The sequence below is a fragment of the Spirulina subsalsa CS-330 genome (genome assembly GCF_028330765.1).
Lineage (GTDB): Bacteria > Cyanobacteriota > Cyanobacteriia > Cyanobacteriales > Spirulinaceae > Spirulina > Spirulina subsalsa_A.
The window spans coordinates 1-3,715 of the sequence record NZ_JAQMTY010000297.1; the positions used below are offsets into that span (position 1 = coordinate 1).

Sequence of the window (3,715 nt, forward strand, 5' to 3'; positions counted from 1 at the left end):
AAGCCCTCTCCTGGGGGAGAGGGTTGGGTGAGGGTCGCTACTTCGCGGCGCGTTTGAGTTGGCGGAGGGTTTGGTAGATTTCCGGGAGGCGGCTGTAGACCGCCGACACCTTGAGCCAGAGGGAATTAGCGATCGCAGGACTGCCAGACACCACCTCCTGCGGGCCCACATCCCGATGCAGGCCAGATTGGGCCGTCGCGATCGCACCATCGCCAATCTTCACTTTGTTCGACACCCCCACCTGACCCGCCAAAATCGCCCAATTGCCCACCGTCACCTGTCCCGATAGGCCCACCTGAGCCGACATCACGGCATGGTCGCCCACGGTGCAGTTATGGGCAATTTGCACCAAGTTATCAATTTTCGTGCCCGTGCCGATCTGAGTCACCCCCACCGAGGGGCGGTCAATGGTGGAATTACAGCCCACATCGACGCGATCGCCCAAAATCACCCGCCCCGACTGGTTCATCTTCACATAACCCTGGGGCGGATGGGGCACAAACCCAAACCCCTCGCCGCCGATCACCGCGCCGCTGTGGATAATGCAGTCAGCCCCGATCACCGTGCGCTCTTCGATTGTGCAGTTGGCATGGATCACCGTCCCCGCGCCGATCTCACAATCGGGGTAGATCACCGTATTCGGGAAAATACAGACGCGATCGCCCAGCGTCACCCCCCGCTCAATCACCACATGGGCCCCGATCGCCACATCAACCCCCACCTGCACCGAGGGATCAAGCACCGCCGTCGGGTGGATTTGGGGCGCGAGTTGGTAGGGTTGGTAGAATTGGGCGATCGCCACAGCAAACAGCAAGCGCGGCTCCGGTGTCGCCACCCACGCAATGCCCCGGGCCGTCGCCCGGGCCTGTAACCCCTCATCCACCGGCAAAATCAACGCACTGGCCGCCGTCCTATCCACCTGCGCCGCAAATTTATCCCCCTCGATGTAGCTGATCGTTCCCGATCGTGCGGTTTCTACGGCCGCGACCCCGTTCAAGACCGGGTTACAATGGCTACCAAGCGAGAGGCTATCACTCTGCACCCAGTCCGCCTCAAAGCGTTCTAACAGTTCACTAAATTTCATTGCACAATTAGAGACAACAACAATGGCAGTTTCTCTCCAAAAAGGACAACGAGTTTCCCTCGAAAAATTGGCCCCCGGACTCAAAGCCGCCTTTATCGGCTTAGGGTGGGATGCTCGTTCTACCGATGGTCAACCCTTTGATTTGGATGCGTCGATCTTCCTCCTGGATGCCAACGAAAAAATCCCGTCAGACCGCCATTTCATTTTTTACAATAACCTGACCAGTCCCGATCCTGACCAATCCGTCAAGCACATGGGGGACAACCTCACCGGAGCCGGAGACGGCGATGATGAAGCGATGATCCTCGATCTGCGCAAAGTCCCTGAAAACATCCAAAAAATGGTGTTCACCGTCACCATCTACGAAGCCCCCCAACGGGGTCAAAACTTCGGGCAAGTTCACAATGCCTTTGTGCGCCTGGTGAATGTGGAAACCAAAGAAGAAGTGTTGCGCTACGACCTGGGCGAAGACTATTCCACGGAAACCGCGATGATCATGGCGGAAATTTATCGCAAAGATGGGGACTGGCGGATGAATGCTGTGGGCCAAGGCTATCAAGGCGGCTTACAAGCGTTGCTCGATCGCTATAGTTAATCTGGGCGCGTTCGATCTCTGATGGGATCATCGGGATTGAGTGGCGATCGCTCCCATTCCTGGGGATGGGAGTCCTATTTTTCTTCTTTCACTTCAAAATCTCATGGGCATTAATCTCAAAAAAGGGCAACAGATTTCCCTCGTCAAAGAAGCACCCGGACTTACTCGCGTGCTGTGTGGCTTGGGGTGGGATGTAGCGAAAAAATCCGGTGGCTTGATGCAGTTGTTCAAAAATACGGCGGATCTTGACCTCGATGCGACGGTGATCTGCCTAGACGCGCAGGATAAGTGCCGCACCCAAAACAACATTCCTAACATGGTGTACTTTGGCAACCTGCGCCATCCCTCCGGGGCGATTACCCATCTAGGCGACAATTTAACCGGAGCCGGAGACGGCGATGATGAACAGATTATCGTTGATTTGAACGCGGTTCCGGCCGAGATTCAAACCCTGTTGTTTGTGGTGAATATTTATCGCTGTCGCGATCGCAAACAGGACTTCAGCCAAGTCAACAACGCCTTTGTGCGCCTGGAAAATATGGAAACCCGCACCGAAATCGCCCGCTATAACCTCTCTGGGGCAGACTATCAAGGCTCGACGGGGATGCTGATGGCGAAACTCTATCGCGAGGGGAATGGCTGGCAACTGGCAGCGATCGGCGATGGGATTCAGATCAACAACCTCAAAGATATCCTCAAGCAGTATTAAGAAAACGCAAGAACCAGAACGCTGAACAGCATCATAGGTTAAGTATGGAGAGTCAGGCGGTATCGTCTTGATTATCCTGCGTGCGATCGTTGTCCGTCTGTGGTGCTTTGGTTTCTTCTGCCTTGATCATCCCTCAATCGTAAGTCCTAGCCCATGCCAGATCCTTCAACCCTTGACTCGGTGATTAAGAGTCCCGCACTGATCGTCCATCAATCCACCGCCCCCGTGATTGTGGTGGGGTTGCCCCGCAGTGGTTCCTCCTACCTTGCCCATGTTTTATCCTGCCTAGAGGGCTGGTTTGTTTTCGATGATCTGTATCCGTATCAAAAAGCGGCAGCATTAGGAATTTCGAGTCGGATGAACTTAGCCCAAAAGCCCAAACTTTTGAAAGACTATATCAACTCGATTACCTGGCAATTGCGGGCCAAGATTAAATACGAAGAAAACTTTGATGTGCCAAATTTGACTTGGGATGATACGTTTGCCATGGAAACGGCTCTCTGCACTGCTCTAGAAGGTCAAGACCCCCTCACCTGGCCCCAGGTTCTTGAAGAATGGATCACCCGCCTCGCGTTCCATTCTCAAAAGCAGCGCTGGGGGTATAAAACGCCCCAAGATTTCCTCCATCTGGATGAGTTGGCGACCTTGTTTCCGGGGGTGCGGTTCGTCTATATTTTGCGCGACCCTCGCAAGATGATGCGATCGTTTAAGAGCTTGCCCCGAGTGAAAACGCACGGCAGCCAGGACGGGGAATCGCGCCAATATCACCCCCTCGTCTACTCCCTCTATTGGAAAAAATCCTATGAGGCGGTGCAATCGTTTATGAAGCGCGATCGCGCCCCCGTGGAAACGATTAAATTTGAAGATCTCGTCAAAACCCCCGAAGCCGTGGCCGATCGCCTCGCTCGCTTTTTAGACACCCAGGTCGTGGGCAATGTCGTCCTCGAAAAAGGTAATTCTTCCTCAGATCAAGGCAAAAACAAAGAACTCACCGCCACGGAAATTTTTATCTGTGAAAAAATGGCTGGGGCTAGTATGCGATCGGCGGGCTATACCCTGACAAATCCCACGCCAAAACTGGGGGATTTGTTTGATTTAATCGGCACATCGTTCGTCTTTGCCACCTATCAACTGCAACGGATGATTAAAGATCCCAAAGCCCGCACCTCAATCTTTAGTTTTCTCAAAAGTTTAATCGGGAAAAAGTCATAATCGCAGCAGATGCAGTGGTTTTCATCAACACGAGGGACAAAGATCCCCCTTAATCCCCCTTAAAAAGCAAGATCCCCCTCAATCCCCCTTAAAAAGCAAGATCCCCCTCAATCCC

4 protein-coding genes are annotated in these 3,715 nt (G+C 53.5%); 3 read left to right on the forward strand and 1 reads right to left on the reverse strand.

All coding sequences use genetic code 11. The features are described from left to right. Positions 1–37: 37 nt before the first annotated feature. Positions 38–1,084: a UDP-3-O-(3-hydroxymyristoyl)glucosamine N-acyltransferase gene (lpxD, locus tag PN477_RS20370; RefSeq protein WP_272147594.1), complete on the reverse strand. Its 1,047-nt coding sequence runs from the start codon at positions 1,082–1,084 to the stop codon at positions 38–40. Between the two features lie 22 nt (positions 1,085–1,106). Between lpxD and PN477_RS20375 the strand changes: the two genes are divergently transcribed. The 3 genes from PN477_RS20375 (at position 1,107) to PN477_RS20385 (ending at position 3,600) form a co-directional block, all read left to right on the forward strand. After that, positions 1,107–1,679 carry a TerD family protein gene (locus tag PN477_RS20375; RefSeq protein ID WP_272121873.1) on the forward strand — a complete coding sequence of 191 codons (573 nt, stop codon included), beginning with the start codon at positions 1,107–1,109 and terminating at the stop codon, positions 1,677–1,679. Between the two features lie 103 nt (positions 1,680–1,782). Continuing rightward, the gene (locus PN477_RS20380) at positions 1,783–2,388 is read left to right on the forward strand and encodes a TerD family protein (RefSeq protein ID WP_272121871.1); all 606 of its coding nucleotides are present in this window, start codon (positions 1,783–1,785) and stop codon (positions 2,386–2,388) included. 153 nt (positions 2,389–2,541) lie between these two features. Continuing rightward, positions 2,542–3,600 (forward strand): sulfotransferase family protein, encoded by a 1,059-nt coding sequence (locus tag PN477_RS20385; protein WP_272121869.1) that lies wholly within the window; start codon positions 2,542–2,544, stop codon positions 3,598–3,600. Positions 3,601–3,715: the final 115 nt, after the last annotated feature.

Coding starts and splice junctions, on each gene's coding strand:
- lpxD (WP_272147594.1), bottom strand. CDS start 1,084: ATGAAATTTAGTGAACTGTTAGAACGCTTTGAGGCGGACTGGGTGCAG.
- PN477_RS20375 (WP_272121873.1), top strand. CDS start 1,107: ATGGCAGTTTCTCTCCAAAAAGGACAACGAGTTTCCCTCGAAAAATTG.
- PN477_RS20380 (WP_272121871.1), top strand. CDS start 1,783: ATGGGCATTAATCTCAAAAAAGGGCAACAGATTTCCCTCGTCAAAGAA.
- PN477_RS20385 (WP_272121869.1), top strand. CDS start 2,542: ATGCCAGATCCTTCAACCCTTGACTCGGTGATTAAGAGTCCCGCACTG.